The sequence below is a fragment of the Nonomuraea sp. NPDC049649 genome (genome assembly GCF_040675175.1).
Classification (GTDB): Bacteria; Actinomycetota; Actinomycetes; order Streptosporangiales; family Streptosporangiaceae; genus Nonomuraea.
On record NZ_JBFAOH010000052.1, the window covers coordinates 1 to 20,153 of the forward strand.

At 71.6% G+C, this 20,153-nt stretch carries 18 protein-coding genes; 13 read left to right on the forward strand and 5 right to left on the reverse strand.

What is annotated here, in order from left to right; translation table 11 throughout:
- Window positions 1-601 precede the first annotated feature (601 nt).
- From AB0J42_RS34450 to AB0J42_RS34465, 4 genes are all read left to right on the forward strand, one after another.
- A complete protein-coding gene (locus AB0J42_RS34450) occupies window positions 602-811 on the forward strand; it encodes a hypothetical protein (protein ID WP_364302067.1) in 210 nt (69 codons plus the stop codon).
- Window positions 812-947: 136 nt separating this feature from the next.
- On the forward strand, window positions 948-2,288 hold the full coding sequence (locus tag AB0J42_RS34455) for an FAD-binding oxidoreductase (RefSeq protein ID WP_364302069.1): 1,341 nt from the start codon (window positions 948-950) through the stop codon (window positions 2,286-2,288).
- Between the two features lie 122 nt (window positions 2,289-2,410).
- Window positions 2,411-4,048: an MFS transporter gene (locus AB0J42_RS34460; protein ID WP_364302072.1), complete on the forward strand. Its 1,638-nt coding sequence runs from the start codon at window positions 2,411-2,413 to the stop codon at window positions 4,046-4,048.
- Window positions 4,045-5,169, forward strand: a complete 1,125-nt coding sequence (locus AB0J42_RS34465) for an FAD-dependent monooxygenase (protein ID WP_364302075.1) — start codon at window positions 4,045-4,047, stop codon at window positions 5,167-5,169. The genes AB0J42_RS34460 and AB0J42_RS34465 overlap by 4 nt, the downstream gene beginning before the upstream one ends.
- Here AB0J42_RS34465 and AB0J42_RS34470 read toward each other — a convergent pair.
- Complete coding sequence (locus tag AB0J42_RS34470; RefSeq protein ID WP_364302077.1) at window positions 5,153-5,659, reverse strand: serine hydrolase domain-containing protein; 507 nt, start codon at window positions 5,657-5,659, stop codon at window positions 5,153-5,155. The genes AB0J42_RS34465 and AB0J42_RS34470 overlap by 17 nt on opposite strands.
- 151 nt (window positions 5,660-5,810) lie before the next feature.
- Between AB0J42_RS34470 and AB0J42_RS34475 the strand changes: the two genes are divergently transcribed.
- Window positions 5,811-6,821, forward strand: coding sequence for an acyl-CoA desaturase (locus tag AB0J42_RS34475; RefSeq protein ID WP_364302079.1), 1,011 nt, complete (start codon window positions 5,811-5,813; stop codon window positions 6,819-6,821).
- A 1,389-nt stretch (window positions 6,822-8,210) separates the two neighbouring features.
- Here the strand turns inward: AB0J42_RS34475 and AB0J42_RS34480 are convergent.
- On the reverse strand, window positions 8,211-9,017 hold the full coding sequence (locus AB0J42_RS34480) for a helix-turn-helix transcriptional regulator (RefSeq protein ID WP_364302081.1): 807 nt from the start codon (window positions 9,015-9,017) through the stop codon (window positions 8,211-8,213).
- A 115-nt stretch (window positions 9,018-9,132) separates the two neighbouring features.
- Here AB0J42_RS34480 and AB0J42_RS34485 point away from each other — a divergent pair, with 115 nt between their 5' ends.
- Window positions 9,133-10,134 carry an aldo/keto reductase gene (locus tag AB0J42_RS34485; RefSeq protein ID WP_364302082.1) on the forward strand — a complete coding sequence of 334 codons (1,002 nt, stop codon included), beginning with the start codon at window positions 9,133-9,135 and terminating at the stop codon, window positions 10,132-10,134.
- Here the strand turns inward: AB0J42_RS34485 and AB0J42_RS34490 are convergent.
- Window positions 10,103-10,762 carry a pentapeptide repeat-containing protein gene (locus AB0J42_RS34490; RefSeq protein ID WP_364302084.1) on the reverse strand — a complete coding sequence of 220 codons (660 nt, stop codon included), beginning with the start codon at window positions 10,760-10,762 and terminating at the stop codon, window positions 10,103-10,105. The two genes, AB0J42_RS34485 and AB0J42_RS34490, sit on opposite strands and share 32 nt — an antisense overlap.
- Window positions 10,763-10,849: 87 nt before the next feature.
- Here AB0J42_RS34490 and AB0J42_RS34495 point away from each other — a divergent pair, with 87 nt between their 5' ends.
- The 5 genes from AB0J42_RS34495 (at window position 10,850) to AB0J42_RS34515 (ending at window position 13,117) form a co-directional block, all read left to right on the forward strand.
- Entirely contained in the window at window positions 10,850-11,311 is a 462-nt protein-coding gene (locus tag AB0J42_RS34495) for a response regulator transcription factor (RefSeq protein WP_364302086.1), read from the forward strand.
- 94 nt (window positions 11,312-11,405) lie between these two features.
- Entirely contained in the window at window positions 11,406-11,807 is a 402-nt protein-coding gene (locus AB0J42_RS34500; RefSeq protein WP_364302088.1) for an ATP-binding protein, read from the forward strand.
- Window positions 11,808-11,853: 46 nt separating this feature from the next.
- Window positions 11,854-12,132 (forward strand): PAS domain S-box protein, encoded by a 279-nt coding sequence (locus tag AB0J42_RS34505; protein WP_364302090.1) that lies wholly within the window; start codon window positions 11,854-11,856, stop codon window positions 12,130-12,132.
- A 9-nt stretch (window positions 12,133-12,141) separates the two neighbouring features.
- On the forward strand, window positions 12,142-12,894 hold the full coding sequence (locus tag AB0J42_RS34510; RefSeq protein ID WP_364302092.1) for a sensor histidine kinase: 753 nt from the start codon (window positions 12,142-12,144) through the stop codon (window positions 12,892-12,894).
- Between the two features lie 13 nt (window positions 12,895-12,907).
- Entirely contained in the window at window positions 12,908-13,117 is a 210-nt protein-coding gene (locus AB0J42_RS34515; RefSeq protein WP_364302126.1) for a response regulator, read from the forward strand.
- A 19-nt stretch (window positions 13,118-13,136) separates the two neighbouring features.
- Here AB0J42_RS34515 and AB0J42_RS34520 read toward each other — a convergent pair whose 3' ends face one another.
- On the reverse strand, window positions 13,137-14,318 hold the full coding sequence (locus AB0J42_RS34520) for an acetate kinase (protein ID WP_364302094.1): 1,182 nt from the start codon (window positions 14,316-14,318) through the stop codon (window positions 13,137-13,139).
- Window positions 14,294-16,597: a phosphoketolase family protein gene (locus tag AB0J42_RS34525; protein ID WP_364302096.1), complete on the reverse strand. Its 2,304-nt coding sequence runs from the start codon at window positions 16,595-16,597 to the stop codon at window positions 14,294-14,296. Before AB0J42_RS34525 ends, AB0J42_RS34520 begins: the two co-directional genes overlap by 25 nt.
- 96 nt (window positions 16,598-16,693) lie before the next feature.
- On the opposite strand from AB0J42_RS34525, the gene AB0J42_RS34530 reads away from it, so the two are divergent.
- On the forward strand, window positions 16,694-18,400 hold the full coding sequence (locus AB0J42_RS34530) for a dihydroxy-acid dehydratase (protein WP_364302098.1): 1,707 nt from the start codon (window positions 16,694-16,696) through the stop codon (window positions 18,398-18,400).
- 114 nt (window positions 18,401-18,514) lie between these two features.
- Complete coding sequence (gene pgi / locus AB0J42_RS34535) at window positions 18,515-20,146, forward strand: glucose-6-phosphate isomerase (protein ID WP_364302100.1); 1,632 nt, start codon at window positions 18,515-18,517, stop codon at window positions 20,144-20,146.
- The last annotated feature ends 7 nt before the right edge of the window (window positions 20,147-20,153 follow it).

A 20,153-nucleotide genomic window follows, 5' to 3' on the forward strand; every position in this document is an offset into this window, starting at 1 on the left:
GGTCCAGAAGAGCACCACCAGGCGGCGCGAACCGGCGACGGCGAGCACCACGCCCGGCACGAGCAGCTCCGGTGCGGACGCGGGGGTGCCCGGGCACCCCCGCGTCCGTGTGCTTTCCGGCAAAAGGGTCCGGCCGTTAACCCCCGAATAGTGCCGGGACTGATCGTCCTCGCGGCGAGTCACGACCGGTAACTCCGTGGTCTCTCTCTTACCCTCCCGAAGGGTAGCCGCGCCTGACCTTCCGGTTACATCGCGCGCGGCCCTTCGCGCCCTGCCTTGCGCGGGCGGAATTCCCTTTCCGAGCACTACGGGGCCGGTGTCGGGCCTCCGGTGGCCGCCGCTGACGGGCGCGCCTGGAGGGTCGGACGGGCCGCCGTGTGACCCGCGGGAGAATCCCAACACATTCGTTAAGTAGCAGTTGACAGCTAGACGGTAAATGGCAGGATCAGGGCGTGAACAGATAGTTCAGGGTTTACAGAGCACTTCTGCGGATGTCCTGAAGTGGGAGGTGACCAGAGAGATGAGCGTCCTCACCCCCACGGCGCCGCTTCGACGTCACGGCCGACCGCAACCCAGAACCCCGTTCGGTAGGAGCCCCGCCATGCACGTCCACCCCGACTACCGCCACCCCTACGACGGCGACCGCCGACCGCCCAGGCCGCGTCTGACCGTCTACGAACACCCGGACCAGCCCGCCGCACCCGAGCCGGTAGAGCCCGACACGCAGGTCACCGAGCGGCTCTGGCAGATCCGGGAGATATCCAACCGGGCCATCGGCTCGATCGACGACCTGCTCAAGCGCACCGCCTGATCGCGGACCAACGAGGGGGGAACCCGGCGACGAGGCCGGGACCCGCGGGGAAAGTCTCGGCTCACCAAGGAGTGTCATGCAAGGTCACACGCGACTGGCGTCAGCAGTACGCGATGTCGGAGCACACCGCGCCCGGATGATCGCGGGCGTCGCCCGGCCCCAGAACGTCGACGAGGTCCGCGCGGTGGTCCGGCGGGCAGCCGTCGAGGGGCGCCGTTTATACCCGCTGAGCACCGGACGCAACTGGGGCATGGGCTCCGGCGTGCCGTCCAAGGACGAGAACGTGGTCGTCGACCTCAGCGCCATGAACCGGATCCGCAGCCTCGACCTGGAGAACGGCTTCGCCGTCATCGAGCCCGGCGTGACCCAGCGCCAGCTCGCCGACGAGCTGCGCGACACCGACTGGATGCTCAACGTCACCTCCTCGTGCGCCGACACCTCCGTGGTCGGCAACGCGCTGGAGCGCGGCGACGGCTCGATCCGCTCCCGCGTGCACGACCTCGTCGGCCTCGAGGCCGTGCTCGCCGACGGCAGCCTGGTCAGCACCGGCGGGCTCGACCACTGGGGCCGCTACCGCGGCAACGTCGCCGGCCCCGACCTGACCGGCGCGTTCGTCCAGCACAACCTCGGCATCATCACCGCCGGCGTCATCTCGCTGGTGCCCCGCCCGCAGGCCATCGGCCTGGTGCACGCCCGCATCCCGCGCGACCAGGCCGCCCGGGCCGTGGGCGCGGTCGGCTCCTTCCTGCGCCACGGCAACCCCGCCGAAGGGCTGCTGCGGGTCCGCGAGCTGTCGCTGACACCCAGCCGCGGCGGCTGGATGCTCCCCGACGGGGTGGACCCCGAACTGCTCACCATCGTCGGCCCGCTGCTCGGCAGCGGCGAGACCGTCCGCCTGGCCGAGGACCTGCTGCGCAAGCACCTGCTGGAGGTCGAGGGCGCCGAGAACCTGCGCGTCGTGGACGCCGCCGCCGTCGCCCCCGACGACCCCCTCTACCCGCGGGCGCTCATGGCCCAGGGCATCCCCAACTGCCTGAGCGTCTACAACGCGCTCGGCGTCACCTCCTGCGACGACGTCGACGCCGGGCAGATCGGCTTCCTCGCGCTGCTGCCCAAGCTCCCGATGGACGAGATCGCCAACGAGAACCTGCTGACCGTGCTCCGCGCAGCCATCGAGTGCAACGCCACCGCGGCGATGATGGAGTGGAACATGGTGAGCCGGAACCTCGCCAACGGCGTCATCCAGATCTTCTTCGACCGGAGCGTGCCCGACGCGCCGGCCCGCGCCCACCGGCTCCGCCAGGACGCCAACGGCCTGCTGCGCGGCTACGGCTGCCCGATCTACCGCTCTGACATCGACAACGCCGCCGCCGACGTCTACGCCCAGTCCTCCACCGCCACCCTGGCCATGCTCTACCGGCTCAAGGGCGCGCTGGACCCGTACGGGCTGCTGTCGCCGGGCCGCTACAGCGCCTGACCGGACAGCGAAGCACGACCGCCGCCCGGCGCAGCGCCGGGCGGCGGGGACCGACATCCCGGGCTCTCATGGAGGTGGCCACGTTGCGTCAGTCACCAGTCGTCCAGGTGGGGACATCCCCGGTGGCGCGGAAGCCGGCCCGCGGGCGCGGCGCGCTGCTGCGGCTGGTCGGCGCCGGCGTCATGCTCATCGTCATGGCCGACACCACGGCCACCACGCTCGCCGTGGGTCTCATGCAGTACGGCGGCGCCGAGACCGACCTGCCGCTGAGCGACCTGCTCTGGCTGACCAGCGCCGCGTTCGTGCCGGTGGCCGCCCTGCTGGCCACCGCCGGGCGGATGGCCGACCTGTTCGGCCGCCGCCGCATGCTGGTCATCGGGCTCGTCGTGTTCATCCTGGGCGGGTTCGCCACGCTCACCCTGCCCGACTGGCCGATGGTGCTCGCCGCGAGAGCCGTCCAGGGCGCCGGCGCCGCGGCCATGATCCCGGCCAGCCTCGCCGTGCTCCTCGGCGAACTGCCCGAGAACCAGCGGCGCGGCGCCATCGCGCTGTGGAGCTCCGCCTCCGGCATCGGCTGCCTGCTCATGCAGGCCGGCGGCGGCTGGCTGGCCTCCGAGTTCGGCTGGCGCTCCCTCTTCGCGCCCGTCGTCGTGGTCGGCATGCTCCTGCTGCTCGCCGCCACCTGGCTGCCGCCGGGCCTGCCCGACGGCGCCCGCAATGCCGCCCGCAGGCCCGACATGATCGGCGCGGTCCTGCTGGCCGCCGCGATCGGGGCCATGGTCCTGGCCATCTCCAAGGCGACCTCCTGGGGCGCGGTCTGCGGCTACCTCGCCGCGGGCGCGCTCGTCCTGCTGGCCCTGTCGCTCCTGCGGGCCCGCAGGCACCGGGTGCCCGCCGTCGACCTGACGCTCTGGCGCCGGCCCGGCTTCGCCTGGGGCTGGCTGGCGACCTGGGGGTTCGGCGTCCTCTCTTACGGCCTGCTCGCGCTGCAGCCGCTCTACCTCCTGCACCTGGGCTTCCCCATGCTGGAGGTCGCGCTCTGGCTGACGCCCACCTCCGTCGCCGTCGCGGTGACCGCGTGGCTGGGCGGCAAGGTCGTGCGCAAGCTGGGCCCGTACGGGCTCATCTACGTCGGCGCCACCGCGTGCGGCGGCTCCTGTGTCGTGGCGCTGGCGCAGAGCGGTCCCACGCTGTGGGGGCTCGCGGCGAGCGTCGGCGTGGGCGTCGGGGTGGGGGCGCTGGCGCCCGGTACCTCCATGGCCACCACCCTGGCGGCCCAGCCGCACCAGTACGCCTCCGCCGTCGGCGCGGCCGTCATGTCCCGCATGGTCGGCGGCGCCGTGGGCGTGGCCACCGTGTCGGTCGTCATCGGCAACCCCTTCATGGCGGGACCGATGGGCGGCCTGGCCAGCGCGCTCGCGGTCTGCGTGGCCGTCTCCGTGCTGGTCGGCTCGCTCGCCCTGATCAAGATGCTGCGGATGCCGCACGCCACCGGCGAGGTCATGGTCCTGGTGCCGCGCCGGCTCCTGCTGGACCTGCGCACGCAGCTCGCCACGGTCGCCGCCGAGGCGGACGCGCTGCTGCCCGCCCAGCCCGGCTCGGCCGTACCGGCCCACGCCGTACCACCTCAGGCCGTACCGCCTCAGGCCGTATCGCCTCAGACAGGTCGGGGCCAGGCCCACGTCATGAGGCCCGGCCCGCAGCCCCGCGGGGGCACGCGTCTCGCAAGAACACCAGAAGGGCTCTCATCATGGCAATGACGACATCCTGCGATGTAGCGATCGTCGGCGCCGGTCTCGGCGGCTGCTTCCTGGCCCTGCTCCTGGGCCGCGGCGGCCGGAACGTCGTCGTCGTCGAGCAGGGGCCGGCCATCCCGGCCGCCGGCGCCGACTTCGTCAAGCCTCCCGGCATGGGGGTCCTGGCCCGGCACGGCCTCGGGGACCTGGTGGAACGGCACGCGCTCAAACGCGACGTCGTCCGCTACTACCACGACGGCCAGGCGATCCAAGAGTGCCGCTACCCCGAAGGCTTCCTCATCCGGCCCTACCGCGAACTGGTCGAGGCCATCTACTCGTGCTGCTCGATGGAGGGCGTCGAGTTCTGGTTCGACTCGCGCATCGAGCGGCTGGAACAGGACGGCGACCGGGTGGCGCGGCTGGTGCTGGCCGACGGCCGGGAACTGCGGCCCGGCGCCGTCGTCGGCGCCGACGGCACCCGCTCCCTGATCCGCCAGGAGCTCGGCATCGACAAGGAGAGCACCGCCTACCCGCACCTGATGCGGGTGGCCACCGTGCCGCTGACCGCCAGCGTCGCCCGGCTCAACCGGCTCTACTTCAACTCCGACGGCTGGTTCAGCTACCTGTACCCGATCAACGAGGAGCAGGCCCGCGTCTTCGTCGGCCTGCCCCTCGACGACGACGAGGCGGTGTTCGGCGACGGCCTCGACGCCGACGCGCTCCGGGGACTCATCACCGAGAACGACGACGCCTTCGACGTGCTCGGCCCCGCGCACTGGCAGCCCATCCGGGTGTCGGCGATGCGCGTCCCCGCGTACCACCAGGGCAACGCCGCCCTGCTCGGGTCGGCCGCGTTCGCCTGCCACCCGATGACCGGCATGGGCATGAGCTACACCATGCACGACGCCGAGATCCTCGCCGGCGTCATCTGCGCCGCCGACAGCGACCCGGCCCTGCTGGAGAAGGGCCTGGAGACCTCGTACGAGCCACGCCGGCAGGCACACGCCGAGCTGATCGGCTACGGCGACGCGCTGGCCGGGACGTACCACGACAAGACCGCCTACCTATCTACCTTCCGGGAGGACCTGCACGTGTTCGGCGACACCGAGCCGGTCGGCCGCGGCTTCGTCAGCGTGCTGCGCTGACCACCGCCGCGCCGATCCGGTCCACCGCGGTGAAGTCGCCGATGCGGTTCTTCATGATCCCGACGGCCACGCCGGTCGCGGTGTCGGCGAAGGCCACGGTGCCGCCCGAACCCGGCATCCCGAACACGGTGTCCCCGGAGAGCCCGGGGCTGAGCCCGATCGCGTAGCCCAGCCCCCACGCGGCCTCGACGCCCGTGACCTCGTCGAGGCCGCGCACCGCGGGCGCCGACAGCTCCCGCAGCCGCGCCGGCGGCACCAGCTCGCCCGTCAGCAGCGCGTCGTACACCCGCGCCACCGCCCGGGCCGTCATCGTGCCGCCGGCCGGGATCTCGGCGGTGAGCACGTCGCGCCGGTTGCCGAAGGCGGCGTCCGCCACCCCGGCCACCACGTCGGCCAGCAACTCGCCCCGCCGGTAGACGGCGACCTGCAGCCCGCGCTCCGCGCCCGACGCCACCAGCTCGTCCGCGATGTCCTGCACGATCGTCCGCATGTCGTTCCCTTCCATGCCCGGTATGACCATCCCGGCGGCCGGAACTCACCGGTAGGGCCCGCCCTACCGCGAGGACGGGGGCGCGCCGCAGTTCGCCGGCGGCGTCACGCCGCGATGCTTGAGGTGATCGTCCCAGAGCATCGGAGGCGCCGTGACCGAGACGACACTCGACCAGCCGCTCAGAGGCAGCGACTTCGCCCGCCTGTCCCGGCGCGTCGCCCGCGCCGGGCTGCTGGAACGGCGGCCCGGCTACTACGCGGCCCGCACCGCCGCCGTCGCCGCCCTGTTCGCCGGCGGGTGGACGCTCTTCGCCCTCGCCGGCGACACCTGGTGGCAGCTCCCCGTGGCGGTCCTGCTGGCCGTCGCCTTCGCCCAGGTGGCGCTGCTCGCCCACGACCTGGCGCACGGGCAGGTGTTCCGCTCCCGCCGCGCCAGCCGGAACGCCGGATACCTGGCCGGGAACCTCGCCATCGGGCTCGGCTACGGCTGGTGGGCCGAGAAACACACCCGCCACCACGCCAACCCCAACCACGAGGACCACGACCCGGACGTCGCGCCCCAGGTGCTCGTCTGGTCGGAACGGCAGGCCGGGCAGGCGCGGGGGCTGACCCGGCTCGTCGCGCGGCACCAGGCGTGGCTGTTCTTCCCGCTGCTCACGCTGGAAGGGCTGAACCTGCACGTATCCAGCCTGCGCTCGCTCCGCCGGGTCAAGAACCGGGGCGTGGAGGCGCTGCTGCTCATCCTGCACGACGCCGCCTACCTCGCCGCCGTCTTCACCGTGCTGTCACCGGGCCGGGCGCTCGCCTTCCTCGCCGTCCACCAGGCGTGCTTCGGTGTCTACCTCGGCTGCGTCTTCGCGCCCAACCACAAGGGCATGCCCATGCTCACCGGCGCCGACCGCCCCGACTTCCTGCGGCGCCAGGTCCTCACCTCCCGCAACGTCGGCGGCGGCAGGCTGCTCGACGCGGCGCTCGGCGGACTCAACCACCAGATCGAGCACCACCTCTTCCCCAGCATGCCGACCCCCAGCCTGCGCCGCGCCCGGCCGATCGTCCGCGCCTACTGCCGCCAGCTCGGCGTCCCCTACACCGAATGCGGCCTCATCGCGTCATGGGGCCAGGCTCTGCGACACCTCCACGCGGTGGGCCGGTCGCTGCGGTGACCACCAGCTCCGTCCTGCCCGCCACCTCGCGCACCTCGAACCCCGCCGCCGCGAGAATCGTGCGCAACGCGAGCTGCACCGCCGTCCGGATCGTGTCATGACGCGCGGGATCACCGGCCGGCACACTCCACCGCACCACGACCCCGCGCTCCTGGTCACACCACACACTGAGCCCGCCGTCGGCCGGTTTACGTGACGGCCCCACAGCGAACCCGGCGTCCCTGAGCTCCCGGGACACCAGGCCCTCCAGCTCCGCCACGTCCATGACACCCCCGTTGCCCGCCACCGCCCCCGGCGAACCTACCCCCAGGTGCGACCCCTCTACCCGTCTCTTTCCAGCTTGGCCGGACTTGCGCTTACTGTACTGCGCCCCTTCCGAGATGAGGCTGCCAAACAGAGAGTCGCCGACGAGCTCGCCGAATAGGATTGTGAATCGCTCCGATTTCAGTGGGAGACTTTGAAAGTGAATTCTGGCCACACCCGATAGGCGCTGCCCATGAGCGACCGCCGCTGCCTCAACGGGATTTAGGTCGCAGAGTGGTCGAATCTCAGACACTACGATCTTGGGTGAAGTGCTGTTCGGCTACGCTCACTCGTACGTCCTGAAACTATCGAGCGGTGGAGAGTATGTCGCACTGGACGAACTGGGTGGAGCTGGGGTCCTGGCTGGCGGCGATAATAGGTACGCTGGTCGCCGTCTTCATGGCCATGCAAGCGTCGAACACCTTTCGGATGAAGGCGACGCTGGATATGGCGGGGCCCTTCGTCCGCGCGCTGGCGCTCTCCCTGGACAAGCCAGAGGTTCTGGCGGCATACGAAGCCGAGTTGGCGACCGCCAAGGACATCCTGCGCAAAAAGATACGCCGCACGTTCGTTGGGGCAGGGTTAGTGTTTGCCTTATCGGCAACGGTGGTCGGTGTGAAATTCCTTCTCCCTCAGCAGCAGATTATTTTTCCTACCGAGATACGATTCGCTGCCGGCGACGCAGCGCGGCAGAAATGCAAGACCACGGGTCTCAGCTGGGCAACAAGTACTACCTGTACCAACCACTGGTTCCTCGAATCGTCAGGACAGAGAATCCAGGCACAGGCCACCCTCTCGGGTCCGGCACGCCAGAGAGAGCTGGGCATCGTCGCTGATGGCTGCTCGGGCAGCGCGCAGGTTCGGTGGGAGCTTCTCGCGGATGGCGAAACTCTCGGCAACGGCACGGCTGGTTCTGGGAGCCAGGAACGAAAAATGAATGTGCCTCTGGGCAAGTCATCGCTCGCAATTCGAGCCGAGCGGATCAATGATGTTCGTGCTCCGCGGAACTCGTCCTCAAGGCCGTCGTGTGGCCCTAGATATCCCGCGCTGCCGCCCTTCTCGCGCGCTCTGATGGACGGTCCGGAGTCAGGTGGTGAGGTCATGCAAGGCGACGGTGGTGGGGTCGTCGGCGGGGAGGTAGACGATGAGGCGCTGGTCGGCGTCCGTCAAGTCGAGGGACTCCGCCACCAGGTGGAGGGCGCCTGCTGCCGGGTGGGTCAGGGACTCGTGGCGGGGTGACGACGGGGTGTGGGGGAGGCCGGTGAAGGCTGCTCCGGCAGTGATCGTCAGCTCCGCGACCAGGTCTTCGGCGTACGGGTCGCCCAGGGAGGCGGTGAGCCGGAGCGCGGTGGCGTGTGCGGCGGCCACGGCGTCCCAGTCAAGAAAGGCGGTCCGTGCCCGGGGGTCGGTGAACAGGTAGCGGGTCAGGTTGGGCGGGTCGCCGTCGAGGACGCCCAGGGGCTTCATCAGCCGGGTGTAGCCGGTGGTGTGGGCCAGGATGTCCGACAGGCGGTTGAGCAGGACGGCGGGGGTCGGCTCCAGGCGGTCGAGGAGGGCGCGGAGGGTGGGCCGGACCGTGCGGGCGGGGGCGGCGGTGGGGCAGAGCAGGCTGTCGCCGCCGGCCGACTTGGACAGGTAGCGCAGGTGGAGGCGCTGCTCGAAGGTCAGCCCGAGGGCGTCGGCGAGCGCCCCCAGCACCTGGGCGGACGGGTTGCGGTCGCGGCCCTGCTCCAGCCGGGTGAGGTACTCGACGCTGATGCCCGACAGTGTGGCCAGCTCGGCCCGGCGCAGGCCCGGTGTGCGCCGACGCGGTCCCTCGGGCAGGCCGACGTCGCCGGGTTTGACCGCTTCCCGGAGGGCGCGCAGATAGGCGGCCAGTTCGTTCCCGCTCATCCCGGTCAGCCTAGGACGAATGCCCGCATGGTGGCCCTGTGAGGGCCAGTATCCGGGCGGTCTCCCTGACGCGTCGCCGCACCGGCACCTTGGAGCGGGACGAAGGGAGAAGGGCATGCGTTATCGGCTGCTCGGACGTACCGGACTGAGGGTGTCGGAGCTGTTCCTCGGCGCCATGACGTGGCGGGAGGCGACGCCGGAGGTGCGCGAGATGATCGATCTGTACGAGGAGGCGGGCGGGAACGTCGTCGACACGGCCTCCTTCTACGGCGAGTCGGAGAGCGTGGTCGGTGAGGTGCTGAAGGGGCGGCGGGACCGGTTCGTGGTGGCCACGAAGTACACGCTAACCCGTGACCCGGGCGATCCCAACGCTGCTGGGAACCACCGTAAGAATCTGGTGCTCACGCTGGAGCAGAGTTTGCGGCGGCTGCGCACCGAGTACGTCGATCTGCTGTGGGTGCATCTGTGGGACCGGCACACGCCGATCGAGGAGACGATGCGGGCCCTTGACGATGTGGTGCGGGCGGGGAAGGTGCTCTATGTCGGGATCTCGGACGCGCCGGCGTGGGTGGTGAGCCGGGCCAACACGCTGGCGGAGTGGCGCGGGTGGACGCCGTTCGCGGGCCTTCAGGTGCCGTACAGCCTGCTCTGGCGGGACATCGAGCGGGAGCTGCTGCCGATGGCGGAGGAGTCGGGGCTGACGGTGGCCGCCTGGGGGACGCTCGCGCACGGCGTGCTGTCGGGCAAGTTCACCTCCGGCCCCGCTCCTGACGTGCCCACTCGGGTCGAGCCCGGGTCGGTGACCGAGCGTCAGCACGCGGTGGCCAGGGTCGTGCTGGAGGTGGCGGGCGAGCTGGGCGTGACGCCGGCGCAGGTGGCGATCGCCTGGACCCGGGCCCGGTCGCGTGCCGTCCATCCGCTCGTCGGCGCGGGCACTCCTGAACAGCTCGCCGACAACCTCGCCGCCGTGGACGTCGTCCTCCCCGGGGAGGCGGTGGAGCGGCTGGATCAGGCCGCGCCGTTCACCCGCGGCTTCCCCGCCGACTTCATCGCCGCGTCGGCCGAGGCCTTCGGCGACCTCGACGTCAGGGACGGACCTGGAGGCCCAGGGCGGTGACGATGACCGTGGCCTGATGAGGGTCGACGACGGCCTTGCGGAGGGTCACCGCGTGGGGGTCGAGTGTGCTCAGGTCGCTGCCGCGCAGGTCGCACGAGGTGAGGTCCGTCTGGCGGAGGGCGGCGCCGGTGAGGTCGCAGCGGCGCAGGGCGGCGCCCTCCAGGTTGGCCCCCGACAGGTCCGCCTCGCGCAGGCGGACCCCGTCGAAGGTGCTGCCCCGCAGGTCGGCGCCCGCCAGCGAGGTGAAGGACCAGTCGCCGCCGTCGGCCTTGAGCAGCCCGAACGTGCAGCCGGCGAACGTGCTGCCCGTCAGCTTGCAGCCGGTGAACGAGGCGTCGAAGAACGAGCAGCTCCGGAACGAGCAGGCGACGAAGGCGGCGTTCTCGTGGACCGACACGTTGAAGCGGACGTTGCCGAACGAGCACTCCTCGAAGACCGCGCCGTGGTCGGCCAGCTCCATCAGGTCGAGGTCGACGAAGTGGACCCGCCGGAAGACCTCCCCGTCGAGGTCGCGGTCGTCCCAGTCGCCGGGCCCGATCGTGGTGTCTTCCGTCACCATGCGGGCCCGGCCTCTGACGAGTTCTTCACCGTTCGCCTCCTTCGGCAGCGGACGATCAGCCTCGCACATGCCACCGACAGAACGGCCGACCGGCCAGCTGAGCGGTAGTGTGCAGGGCGTAACGAAGGTATAGCGCAGGCAAAGAGGTGCTGGGCCGTGTCACCCTCGCAGGAGCCGGTCACACCCGTCCCCGTGCGGCTGATGCTCGTGGAGGACCACGACATGGTGGCCGAGGCGATCGCGATGGCGCTCGGCGGCGCTCCCGGCCTGGAGGTGGTGGCCAGGTGCGGGTCGGTGACCGAAGCCGTGGAAGAGGCCCGCGCCCACCTGCCCGACGTGGTGGTGCTGGACCGCCGGCTGCCCGACGGTGACGGCGTCGCGGCCATCGCCCGCATCTCCCGGGCCGCCCCGGAAGCCCGCGTGCTGGTGCTGACCGGCCGGGAGCGGGAGACGCTCCAGTTGCTGGCCGAGGGCGTGAGCACCGATCAGGTGAGCGAGCGGCTCGGCGTCGCCCGCAACACCGCGCGCAACCACATCCAGCGGGTCCTGCAGAAGCTCGGCGCCAGGTCCAAGCTGGAGGCCGTGGTCATCGCCCGGCGCGAGGGCCTGCTCGACTGATGTGGATGCACCACACACCTGTCCCGCACCCGGACCAGGACCTCCGGAACGGTTGCGTCTCGAAGTCAAACCTCACCAGCGCGAAAGTAGAAAGATGGGCACGAGCCTGGACGCACACGTCGTGGAACGCCACCTCGCCGAGGAGATGGGCAGCATCTCCGCCGCCAGGCAGGTCGCCCAGGACGCCATGACCGCGTGGGGCTACCGGGGCCGCCGTGAGGACGTCCTGCTCGTCGTCTCCGAGCTGGTCACCAACGCGCTCGTGCACGGCAGGGGAGAGCCGGTGCTCCGCGTGATCGGCGGCTCCCGCCGCATCCGCGTCGAGGTGGGCGACGCCAGCGAGGAGCCGCCCCGGCCTCGGAACCCCGGCCCGTCGGACGGCTGGGGGCTGCACGTCGTCCGCAAGCTCGGCTCCGGCTGGGGAACCTCTTTCCAGGAGGGCGGGAAGGTGGTCTGGTGTGAGCTCGCGGCGCCTCTCACCGCCGTCGCCGACTGAGCGGGCCGCGGTTCCGTACGGGGACCGGGCCGTGCGATGCTGCCCTATGCCCGAGCGCGTCGACCTCGACCTCCTCCTGCGGAACCTCGTCGACTACGCGATCTTCATGCTGGATCCCGGCGGTCGTGTCCTGAGCTGGAACCCCGGCGCCGAGCGCATCAAGGGCTACTCGGCCGAGCGGATCGCCGGCCGTCACTTCTCCGTCTTCTACCCGCCCGAGGACGCCGCCGCGGGCAGGCCCGGGCAGGCGCTGGCGGCAGCCGCCGCGGAGGGCAGGTTCGAGGACGAGGGCTGGCGGGTGCGCGAGGACGGCACCCGGTTCTAGGCCAACGTGGTGATCACCGCGCTGCGCGACGGCGAGGGGCGGCTGCGCGGGTTCGGCAAGGTGACCCGCGACCTGAGCGAGCGGCGCGACGCCGAACGGGCGCTGGACGAGCGCGGCCGGCTGCTCACCCACCTGGTGCGCGCCCAGGAGGAGGAGCGGCGGCGCATCGCCTGGGATGTGCACGACGACACCATCCAGTCGATGGTGGCCGTCGGCATGCGCCTGCAACTGCTGGCCGCCGCGCTCCCGGCCGAGCACGCCGAGGCCGTCCTGCGGCTCAACGACACGGTCGGCGCCGCGGTGGGCCGCCTGCGCGACCTCACCTTCCACCTGCATCCGCCGGGGCTCGACAGCGGCGGCCTGGTCGACGCGCTCTCCGAGTATCTGGAGCAGTTCGCCGACGGGGCCGGGCTCTCGTACGACCTCGTACCAAATCTGGACGAGGAGCCGCCGCCCGAGATCGCGATCACCGTGTTCCGGATCTGCCAGGAGGCCCTGACGAACGTCCGCAAGCACGCCCGCGCCTCCTCGGTGCGGGTCTGGCTCGCCACCGCCGGGCAGGGCGTGCACGTCAAGGTCGGCGACGACGGCGTGGGCTTCGACTACCCGGGCGACGCGCCCGCGCGAAGGGGGCATTTCGGGCTGATCGAGATGCGGGAGCGGGCCGAGATCTCCGGCGGCTGGTGGCAGCTCCACAGCAGGCCGGGGGAGGGGGCCACGGTGGAGTTCTGGGTGCCCGCCGTGCGGCCGGGGCGGCCGTGAACGGGTCGCCATCCTGGACGTGCGGATGCCGGGCGGCGGGGCGTGGGCGGCGGGGGAGATCCGCCGGCTGTCGCCCGGCACCCGGGTGATGGCCTTCTCCGCCTACGGCGACGCGCGTTCCGTCGACGAGATGCGCCGCGCCGGGGTGCGCGAGTACCTGGTGAAGGGGCTGCCCAACAGCGACATCGTGGCGGCCGTACGCCGCACGGCCGCCACCGCGTGATCGGGCCCGCGGCTCCCGGTCAGATCAGCTCCATCGCCTGGCGGGCGATCTCCCACTCCTCGTCGGTGGGGATGACGAGGACCGCGACCTCCGCGCCGGGCGGCGAGATCGCCCGTTCGCCGCCGTCCGCCGCCGTGTTGCGGTCCGGGTCCACGGCGATGCCGAGCCGGTCCAGCCCGGCCAGGGACGCGGCGCGGGTCGCCGCGTCGTTCTCGCCGACTCCGGCGGTGAACGCGATCGCGTCCACCCGGCCCAGCACCGCGTAGTACGCGCCCACGTACTTGCGGATGCGCCGGCAGTAGACGTCCAGTGCCAGCAGCGCCTCGCCGTCGCCGTCGGCGGCGAGCCGCCGCACCTCGCGCATGTCGCCGGTGCCCGCCAGCGCGAGCAGGCCGCCGTGGCGGCCGAGCGCCTCCTCCACGTCCTGCGTGTCGAAACCGGCCACCCGGCCCAGGTACGCGCAGAGCGCCGGGTCGACGTCGCCCGAGCGGGTCCCCATCACCAGCCCCTCCAGCGGGGTCAGCCCCATCGAGGTGTCGACGCTCCGGCCGCCCTCGACGGCGGTGGCGCTGGCGCCGTTGCCCAGGTGGAGCACGATCTGGTTCAGCCCGGCCGGGTCGCGCCCCAGGAAAGCGGCCACCCGGCGGGACACGTACGCACAGGAGGTGCCGTGGAAGCCGAACCGGCGCACGCCCAGCCGCTCGCGCCAGTCGCGCGGCACCGCGTAGGTGGCGGCCTCGGGCGGGAGCGACCGGTGGAAGGCCGTGTCGAAGACCGCCACCTGCGGCACCCCGGGGAAGGCGTCCTGGGCCACCCGGATGCCGGTCAGGTTCACGGGGTTGTGCAGCGGGGCCAGCGGCGCCAGCGCCTCGATGGCGCCGATCACCGCGTCGTCCACCAGCACCGCCGAGCCGAACCGGTCGCCGCCGTGCACCACCCGGTGGCCGACCGCGACCGGGTCCAGCTCCGGCCCCGCCACGCGGAACGCCTCCAGCACCGCTTCGAGTCCGCGCGCGTGGTCGGCGTAGACGTCCTTTCTCTCGTACGGGGGAGCGTCGCCGGTCCAGTGGGTCAGCAGGCCCTCGCCCTCGTGGATCCGCTCGATCAGGCCGCGCGCCGGCCGGGCTCCCGACTCGGCGTCGATCAGCTCGTACTTGATGGACGAGGAGCCGGTGTTCAGGACGAGGATGTGTGCGGCCATGTCCACGACCTGATCTCGGGGGCGTCCTCGCCGTACATGCGGGTGTAGGCGCGGGCCTGAAGGCGGGCGTCGGACATGCGCTGGCGCAGGTGGGCGGCCTTGGAACCGAGGCCGGGCACCCGGTCGATCACGTCCATGACCAGGTGGTAGCGGTCGATGTCGTTGAGCATGCACATGTCGAAGGGCGTGGTCGTGGTGCCCTCCTCCTTGTAGCCGCGCACGTGCAGGTTGTCGTGGCCGGCCCGCCGGTAGGTGAGCTGGTGGATCAGCGTCGGGTAGCCGTGGAAGTTGAAGATGATCGGCCGGTCGGTCGTGAACAGCGTGTCGAACTCGGGGTCCGGCATGCCGTGCGGGTGCTCCGACGGGGTCTGCAGCCGCATCAGGTCGACCACGTTGACGACCCGGACCTTCAGCCCGGGCAGCTCCTCGCGCAGGATCGAGGCGGCGGCCAGGGTCTCCAGCGTCGGCACGTCGCCCGCGCAGGCCAGCACCACGTCGGGCTCGGCGTCGCCGTCGGTGGACGCCCACGGCAGGATGCCGAGGCCGCGGGTGCAGTGCGCGATGGCCTCGTCCATGCCGAACAGGTCCAGCACCGGCTGCTTGCCCGCGACGATCACGTTCACGTAGTCGCGTGAGCGCAGGCAGTGGTCCGTGACCGACAGCAGCGTGTTCGCGTCCGGCGGCAGGTACACCCGCACCACGGACGCCTTCTTGTTGACCACCACGTCCAGGAAGCCCGGGTCCTGGTGGCTGAAGCCGTTGTGGTCCTGCCGCCACACGTGCGACGACAGCAGGTAGGTGAGCGAGGCCACCGGCCGCCGCCACGGGATCCTCTGCGACGACTCCAGCCATTTGGCGTGCTGGTTGAACATCGCGTCGACGATGTGGATGAACGCCTCGTAGCAGTTGAACAGGCCGTGCCGGCCGGTCAGCAGGTAGCCCTCCAGCCAGCCCTGGCACAAGTGCTCGCTGAGCACCTCCATGACGCGCCCGCCCGGCCCCAGGTGCTCGTCGGTGGGCAGCAGCTCGGCCGCCCAGGCCCGATCGGTCGCCTCGAAGACGGGGCTGAGCCGGTTGGAGGCGGTCTCGTCCGGCCCCATCAGCCGGAACGTGCGCGGGTTGCGCTCGATCACCTCCCGCAGCAGCCCGCCCATCACCCGGGTCGGCTCGGTGGACTGGGCCGCCGGGAGCTTGACCTCGACGGCGAGGGTGCGGAAGTCCGGCATCCGGAGCGGGCTCAGCAGCTCGCCGCCGTTGGTGTGCGGGTTGGCGCTCATCCTGCGCGCGCCGCCCGGCACCGTGTCGAGGATGCGCCGGACCGGCCGTCCGTCGGCGTCGAACAGCTCTTCCGGCCGGTACGAGCGCATCCACTCCTCAAGCTGGGCCAGGTGCGCGGGGTTGTCGTGCACCGCCGCCAGCGGGACCTGGTGGGAGCGCCAGGTGCCCTCCACGGGCAGCCCGTCGACCTCCTTGGGGCCCGTCCAGCCCTTGGGCGTGCGCAGGATGATCATGGGCAGGCGCTGCTCGGCGCCTTCCCGGTACGCGGCGATCTGGTCGAACGACTCGTCCAGGGCGCGCGCCATCTCCTCGTGGTCCGGGCCGACGAGGTGCGGGCGGTAGCCGTAGCCCTCCATGAGCTTGAGCAGCTCGTCCTCGGGGATGCGGGCCAGGATCGCAGGGTTGGCGATCTTGTAGCCGTTCAGGTGCAGGATCGGCAGCACCACGCCGTCGCGCTCCCGGTCGAGGAACTTGTTGGAGTGCCAGCTCGCCGCCAGCGGGCCGGTCTCCGCCTCGCCGTCGCCGACGACGCAGGCCACCACCAGGTCCGGGTTGTCGAACGCGGCACCGTACGCGTGCGCGAGGCTGTACCCCAGCTCGCCGCCCTCGTGGATGGAGCCGGGCACCTCCGGCGCGACGTGGCTGGGGATGCCGCCGGGGAAGGAGAACTGGCGGAACAGGTGGCGCATGCCGTCGGCGTCCCGGGTGACGTCCGGGTAGCGCTCGGTGTAGGAGCCCTCCAGCCAGGCGTGCGCCACGGCCGCGGGGCCGCCGTGGCCGGGACCGACGATGTAGATCATGTCCTGGTCGCGCTCGCGGATGACCCGGTTCAGGTGCGCGAAGCAGAAGTTCAGCCCGGGCGTGGTGCCCCAGTGGCCGAGCAGCCGGGGCTTGACGTGGTCCGTGCGCAGCGGCTCGCTGAGCAGGGGGTTGTCGAGCAGGTAGATCTGTCCCACCGACAGGTAGTTGGCCGCGCGCCAGAAGGCATCGATGTCGTCCATGCGGGACCCCTGCCCCCTTTGTGGCTTTCGCGAACGGGGAGCCTTCTGTCGCTGATCTCTACCGTTCGCCATGATTACCTGACTAAGGTGCGGTTCATGGCATTTCGCAGCTCGCAGTGGTACGCAGGTGACGACCGGAACTCCTATCTCCACCGCGCCTGGATGCGCCGCGGCCTGCCCCGTGACGCCTTCACCGGCGAACGGCCGCACATCGCGATCGCCAACACCGCCTCCGACCTGACCCCCTGCAACTCCCACCTCAACGAGGTCGCCGACAGCGTCAAACAGGGCATCTGGGCGGCCGGCGGAGTCCCGCTCAACCTGCCCGCCGTCTCCATCGGCGAGACCAACGTCCGGCCCACCGCCATGCTCTGGCGCAACCTCGCCGCCATGGCCACCGAGGAGATGCTGCGCGCCAACCCGATCGACGGCGTCGTGCTGCTCGGCGGCTGCGACAAGACCATCCCGTCCCTGCTGATGGCCGCCGCCTCCGTCGACCTGCCCGCCGTCGTGATGCCCGGCGGGCCCATGCTCACCGGCCATTTCCGCGGCGTCCCGCTCGGCTGCGGCACCGACGTGTGGCGGCTCAGCGAGGAGGTACGGGCCGGGGAGCTCTCCCGCGAGGCGTTCCTGGAGTCCGAGTCCTCCATGATCCGCAGCCGCGGGCACTGCAACACCATGGGCACCGCCTCCACCATGGCCGTCATGACCGAGGCGCTCGGCATGACCATCCCCGGCACCGCCGGCACCCCCGCCCCCGACAGCAGGCTGCTGGAGCGCTCGCACGACACCGGCCGCCTCGTGGTCGAGATGGTCCGCGAGGGCCGCAGGCCCAGCCAGGTGATGACCCGCGCCTCGTTCCTCAACGCGATCGTCGCCCTGGCCGCCGTCGGCGGCTCCACCAACGCCGTCGTCCACCTGCTCGCCATCGCCGGCCGGCTCGGCGTCGAGCTGACCCTCGACGACTTCGACCGCACCGGCTCCGGCGTCCCGCTCCTGGTCGACCTGCAGCCCGCCGGGCGCCACCTGATGGACGACCTGTTCCGGGCGGGCGGCCTGCGCGCCGTGCTCAAGGAGGTCGCCGACCTGCTCGACCCGTCCGCGATCACCGTCACCGGCGAGCCGCTCACCGCCTCCCTGGAGGGGGCCGAGATCTCGGACGACACCGTGATCAGGCGGCGCGCCGAACCGCTGCTGCCCGACGCCGGCATCGCCGTGCTGCGCGGCAGCCTCGCCCCCGACGGCGCCGTCATCAAGCCCGCCGCCGCCTCGCCCGAACTGCTGCGCCACCGCGGCCGGGCCGTCGTCTTCGACAGCGTCGAGGACGTGTACGCCCGGCTCGACTCGCCCGACCTGGACGTGGACGAGACCTCGGTGCTCGTGCTGCGCGGCTGCGGCCCCCGCGGCTACCCCGGCATGCCCGAGGTGGGCAACCTGCCGCTGCCCTCCAAGTTGCTCGCCAAGGGCGTGCGCGACATGGTCCGCATCAGCGACGCCCGGATGAGCGGCACCGCCTACGGCACCGTCGTGCTGCACGCCGCCCCCGAGGCCGCCGCGGGCGGGCCGCTCGCCCGGGTGCGCACCGGCGACCCGATCGTGCTCGACGTGGCCGCCCGCCGGCTCGACGTGGACATCCCGGCGGCCGAACTGGCCGCCCGCGAACCGGTCATGACCGGCCACGCGCAGCCCGTACGCGGCTGGGAACGCCTGTACGTGGAGCACGTGCTCCAGGCCGACAAGGGCGTCGACCTCGACTTCCTCACCGGCTCCAGCGGGGACGCGGTGGGCCGCGAGTCCCACTGAGTCCCGCCCGCGGTCAAGAGTCCGCTCCGCCGTGCGCGGAATAGGCGCTTCCGGGTATGCGGTTACGGGACGATGGACACCGGCGTTGATCGGTCTCTTATGGGGAGGGCAAGGTTGAACGGCGACATCACCCGTAGCCAGGAGTGGGCGGAGCTCGACAAGCACCACGGCGAGCTGGCGGGCAGACACCTGCGCGAGCTGTTCGCCGACGACCCCGGCCGGGCCGGCCGCATGACCTTGACCGCGGGCGACCTCTACCTCGACTACGCCAAGCACCGCGTCACCGGCGAGACCGTCGAGCTGCTCGTGCGGCTGGCCGAGCGGGCCGGGCTGCGCGAGCGCATCGAGGCCATGTTCACCGGCGAGCACATCAACGTCAGCGAGGACCGCGCGGTGCTCCACACCGCGCTGCGCGCCCCCGCCGGCACCGCCCTCGTCGTCGACGGCCAGGACGTCACCCGCGACGTGCACGCCGTGCTCGACAAGATGTCCGCCTTCGCCGAGCGGGTGCGCGGCAAGGAGTGGCGGGGCGCCACCGGGCAGCCCATCGCGACCGTGGTCAACATCGGCATCGGCGGCTCCGACCTCGGCCCCGCGATGGCCTACGAAGCGCTGATCGACTACGCCGACGCCGGCATCGAGGCCAGGTTCGTCTCCAACATCGACCCGGCCGACATCACCGGCAAGCTCCGCGACCTCGACCCCGCCACCACGCTCTTCGTCGTCAGCTCCAAGACCTTCACCACGCTGGAGACCCTCACCAACGCCAAGGTGGCCCGCCAGTGGCTGACCGGCGCGCTCGGCGAGGACGCCGTCTCCCGCCACTTCGCCGCCGTCTCCACCAACGCCGCCAAGGTCGCCGAGTTCGGCATCGACACCGACAACATGTTCGGCTTCTGGGACTGGGTCGGCGGCCGCTACTCCTTCGACGGCGCCATCGGCCTCTCCCTCATGATCGCCGTCGGGCCCGAGCGGTTCCGCCAGATGCTGGCCGGCTTCCACACCATCGACCAGCACTTCCGCACCGCGCCCTTCGAGGCCAACATGCCGGTGCTGATGGGCCTGCTCGGCATCTGGTACACCGACTTCTTCGGCGCCCAGACCCGCGCCGTGCTGCCCTACAGCCAGCGCCTGCACCGCTTCCCCGCCTACCTCCAGCAGCTCACCATGGAGTCCAACGGCAAGTCCGTGCGCGCCGACGGCACCCCCGTCACCTGCGACACCGGCGCCATCTTCTGGGGCGAGCCCGGCACCAACGGCCAGCACGCCTTCTACCAGCTGCTCCACCAGGGCACCCACCTGGTGCCCGCCGACTTCATCGGCTTCGCCGAGCCTCACGAAGACCGCGAGGGCATGCACGACCTGCTCAGCGCCAACCTCTTCGCGCAGAGCTCGGCGCTCGCGTTCGGCAAGACGGCCGAGGAGATCGCCGCCGAAGGCACCCCCGACGCCGTCGTACCCCACAAGGTCATGCCGGGCAACCGGCCCAGCTCCACCATCCTCGCCCCCAAACTCACCCCGTCGACCCTGGGCCAGCTCGTCGCCCTCTACGAGCACGTCGTCTTCGTCGAAGGCACCATCTGGGGCATCGACTCCTTCGACCAGTGGGGCGTCGAACTGGGCAAGAAGATGGCCCTCGACCTGGCCCCCGCGCTCACCTCCAAGGAGCCGCAGGCCGACTTCCCCGACCCCTCCACCGAACGGCTCGTCCGCGTCTACCGCGAGCTGCGGGGCCGACTCACGTAACCCGCTC

Excerpts from the sequence above, each read along its gene's own strand:
- AB0J42_RS34500 (WP_364302088.1), top strand. The coding sequence starts at position 11,406 with ATGGGCACGAGCCTGGACGCACACGTCGTGGAACGCCACCTCGCCGAG.
- AB0J42_RS34480 (WP_364302081.1), bottom strand. The coding sequence starts at position 9,017 with ATGAGCGGGAACGAACTGGCCGCCTATCTGCGCGCCCTCCGGGAAGCG.
- AB0J42_RS34465 (WP_364302075.1), top strand. The coding sequence starts at position 4,045 with ATGACGACATCCTGCGATGTAGCGATCGTCGGCGCCGGTCTCGGCGGC.
- AB0J42_RS34525 (WP_364302096.1), bottom strand. The coding sequence starts at position 16,597 with ATGGACGACATCGATGCCTTCTGGCGCGCGGCCAACTACCTGTCGGTG.
- AB0J42_RS34450 (WP_364302067.1), top strand. The coding sequence starts at position 602 with ATGCACGTCCACCCCGACTACCGCCACCCCTACGACGGCGACCGCCGA.
- AB0J42_RS34530 (WP_364302098.1), top strand. The coding sequence starts at position 16,694 with ATGGCATTTCGCAGCTCGCAGTGGTACGCAGGTGACGACCGGAACTCC.
- AB0J42_RS34490 (WP_364302084.1), bottom strand. The coding sequence starts at position 10,762 with ATGTGCGAGGCTGATCGTCCGCTGCCGAAGGAGGCGAACGGTGAAGAA.
- AB0J42_RS34505 (WP_364302090.1), top strand. The coding sequence starts at position 11,854 with ATGCCCGAGCGCGTCGACCTCGACCTCCTCCTGCGGAACCTCGTCGAC.
- AB0J42_RS34470 (WP_364302077.1), bottom strand. The coding sequence starts at position 5,659 with ATGCGGACGATCGTGCAGGACATCGCGGACGAGCTGGTGGCGTCGGGC.
- AB0J42_RS34485 (WP_364302082.1), top strand. The coding sequence starts at position 9,133 with ATGCGTTATCGGCTGCTCGGACGTACCGGACTGAGGGTGTCGGAGCTG.
- AB0J42_RS34520 (WP_364302094.1), bottom strand. The coding sequence starts at position 14,318 with ATGGCCGCACACATCCTCGTCCTGAACACCGGCTCCTCGTCCATCAAG.
- AB0J42_RS34455 (WP_364302069.1), top strand. The coding sequence starts at position 948 with ATGATCGCGGGCGTCGCCCGGCCCCAGAACGTCGACGAGGTCCGCGCG.